The sequence below is a fragment of the Okeania sp. SIO2B9 genome (assembly GCF_010672505.1).
Classification (GTDB): Bacteria; Cyanobacteriota; Cyanobacteriia; order Cyanobacteriales; family Microcoleaceae; genus Okeania; species Okeania hirsuta.
On record NZ_JAAHGK010000987.1, the window covers coordinates 1 to 2960 of the forward strand.

Genomic DNA, 2960 nt, shown 5'->3' on the forward strand with positions numbered 1-2960 from the left:
GTCATATCATGTCCGGTAGCATCGGTATTGTATAGCAAAGGTAGGCAACACCGATGCTACCGGACATGATATGACTTCTGACTTGCGCGTAGCGCTATAGTAGTGGTGTATGGTGGCTAAAATGCTCACCATACCTTTACCAAAATCATCAAATGCACCACTACCAACCAAATCAATTTAGACCAAACTAGAGATTTATACAAAAGAAAAATCACTGCTATTCAAATCCATATCTACAACATTATTGACAATACCAATCAAATCATCATTATTGTAAATAGCAGTTCCTTTTGGCAATCCAGGAACATTTTCTTCTAATGTATAGTCACCACTACTTCCAGATAGTTGAATTCGATCGCCTTGACCACTATTGAAAGTATCAATCCGAGCATAATCGTTGACACCATTTCCAGTGTAGTAAACTTGACTACTATCGCCTAAGATAAATAGATCGGCATCAGCATTGCCCCGCAAAATATCTATCTCATTATAACCAGGTTGAGCAGAAGTTATGTCTACTCCTGTAAGAGTATCCATACCTCTTCCACCATTGAGGATATCGTTATCAGAACCACCATTGAGGATATCGTTACCAGAACCACCATTAATTTCGTCATTTCCACTGTCGCCATTGAGCAGATCGTCACCTTTCCGTCCAATAATTAAATCATTGCCACCTTCACCGTAGATCGCATCATTATCTACTGTGCCACGTAGATTATCGTTGTTGTCACTTCCATAGATAGTATTGAAGTTATCTGGTTCAGTGGGAGTCTCATCCACATTACTTACATTAATAGTTAACTGTTGCTCGAAACTTTCACCCCCAGCATCAGTAGTTCGCACAGTAATATTATGATTCGCATCACTTTCAAAATCCAACCCAGAACCATCAGCAACTACTATTTGGTCTCCATCTAGAGCAAAACGACCATTAGCATTATCTAACAATTGATAACTGTGAGTATCCCCAGCATCAGGGTCAGAAGTAGTTAAGTTACCTACCACTGTATTATTTAGTATTTTCGGCAATAGTATCGTTATCTATTTCTACTGCGGTGGGAGGATTATTGGTGGGAGTAGATGGAGGTAAGTTGTCGCTAACTACATCTTGTTTGACGTTTTCGGAACCAACAGTAACTTGATAAGTTGCTGTATCATCTGCCTGACCATCCCCATCAAGATCCCCAGAGAAGGTAACATCGTAAGTCGCATTTGGACTTACATCTAAACTATAACCACCTGCATCCCAAGTAGTAGTTGTGAAAGTATTAGCACTATTGGCAGTATCAACTGCTGTAACTGTTATGCCGCCTATTCCTTCACCGACTGTATAGAAGTCGTCATCAGTAACTGCATCAGTGTAGGCAACACCTGTGATAAATGGACCATCGTTATTACGGCCAAACTTTTGGGTAGTCATCACTACATCAGTGTAAGTTGTCCCGTTCCAAGTATACGTCGTTGCTTGTAATGAAGAAATTCCGATTGCCTCAAAGCTAGCATTCATAAGATTTTCACGATGACCTGGACTTATGAATAGATCTTTGTGGTTTTCCTCCACAAGACCGGTGAAGTCGGAAATACCGGAAGCTAGTGGTGAATCAAAACTGATATTTTCCCCAGCACCAAACCATTGGTACCCCGCATTCGTCATACGTTCCCAGAATTGTGTACCATTTTCTCCTGTGTGGCTAAATTCGTTGTTATCTAGCATCCATTGACTGTGTTCGTTAGCAGCAGTATTGAGGTTGAGATTAAATGCTAGAGGTTGTTTGGCATCAGTGGAGATTGTATCTTGTGCGAGTCCTTCATTTAGATCAATATTATAGTGATCTGCTTCTGCAGCAGGGTCTTGGCGACCTCTGTTGATCAATTCGAGCATATATTGGTCTTGGGCGGAAGGAAGTGTAGTAGCCATAGTTTGTTTTGTTGTAAATTTAAAGGACAGTAATTGAAAAATAGGGATGATTTCCCTTGTAAATTCAGGTTTTTAGTAATTAAATATTGCTCGAAAAATCAGCAAAATCATGTAGTTTAAATTCATAATTAATTGAAATAATTTAACTACTTGTTTTGTGTTTTAAGAACAAGAAATTATTTAATTTTCTATCTAGATCTACATGGAACTTTGTAGATTTCCGGGAGCAATTTTGCAATATAAAAAAGTTAGTATATTTGTCTTAAGTCAAAACACTTTCCTTAATTTTTTTTAAGCTAAAAATCGTATTTTTAGCGATATTACCGTCGGATATCCTTAAGGATATTGTTAGTCGTTCTATTTAATTAACACAAAAAAATATTAATAAAAAAAAGTAATTACTTCTAATGAGGTTGCACTCAAAAAAGGAGTAATTACTTAAGGTAGGATATTTAATTGAAAATAACTAGGATTAGGAGAAAAATTAAATCAGTAAAATTTCAAGGAAAGTCAAGTTTAAAAAGAGAAAAAATAGTAGTTTTATAAATCAGATAAAAGCTTAAATCACCATTCCCTCTCCTATAGGATTAACCCTTTCCTAATTAACATCCTAGAAAATACTTACATTTTTACTTCCAAAGCTCTCAATTTTAGGAACTCAGTATTAACTCCAGACTCACGAGTTAAAGCTATTTTGCCTGTCCTAGCAATTTCACGGATACCATATTTAGCAAGCATTTGGACAATGGCAACCATTTTTCCTGGGTCTCCTACTACTTCAATAGTTAATGAGTCGTCACCTAAGTCTACCACCCGCGCCCGAAAAATATTTGCAATTTCAACCACTTCCGATCGCATATTTGTAGTAGCATTAATCTTGAGTAACATTAACTCTCGTTCCACACAGGGAATAGCAGTAATATCTTGTACTTTCAAAACATTAATCAACTTATATAGTTGTTTGGTCAACTGTTCGATCACATGGTCGTCCCCAGGCACCACCATTGTAATTCGAGAAACACCAGATTGTTCTGCTGGG

Annotated in this window: 4 protein-coding genes; all 4 read right to left on the reverse strand. The window is 37.4% G+C overall.

What is annotated here, in order from left to right; genetic code table 11:
- Window positions 1-6 precede the first annotated feature (6 nt).
- On the reverse strand, window positions 7-171 hold the full coding sequence (locus tag F6K13_RS26360; protein WP_287288897.1) for a hypothetical protein: 165 nt from the start codon (window positions 169-171) through the stop codon (window positions 7-9).
- 24 nt (window positions 172-195) lie between these two features.
- Window positions 196-1032 carry a calcium-binding protein gene (locus F6K13_RS26365; protein WP_287288899.1) on the reverse strand — a complete coding sequence of 279 codons (837 nt, stop codon included), beginning with the start codon at window positions 1030-1032 and terminating at the stop codon, window positions 196-198.
- Window positions 1013-1921, reverse strand: a complete 909-nt coding sequence (locus F6K13_RS26370; RefSeq protein WP_287288901.1) for a CAP domain-containing protein — start codon at window positions 1919-1921, stop codon at window positions 1013-1015. The genes F6K13_RS26365 and F6K13_RS26370 overlap by 20 nt, the downstream gene beginning before the upstream one ends.
- Window positions 1922-2542: 621 nt before the next feature.
- Window positions 2543-2960, reverse strand: a 418-nt coding sequence (gene ilvN, locus F6K13_RS26375; protein WP_287288903.1) for an acetolactate synthase small subunit, incomplete at its 5' end; no start/stop codon positions are given.

Coding starts and splice junctions, on each gene's coding strand:
- F6K13_RS26370 (WP_287288901.1), bottom strand. CDS start 1,921: ATGGCTACTACACTTCCTTCCGCCCAAGACCAATATATGCTCGAATTG.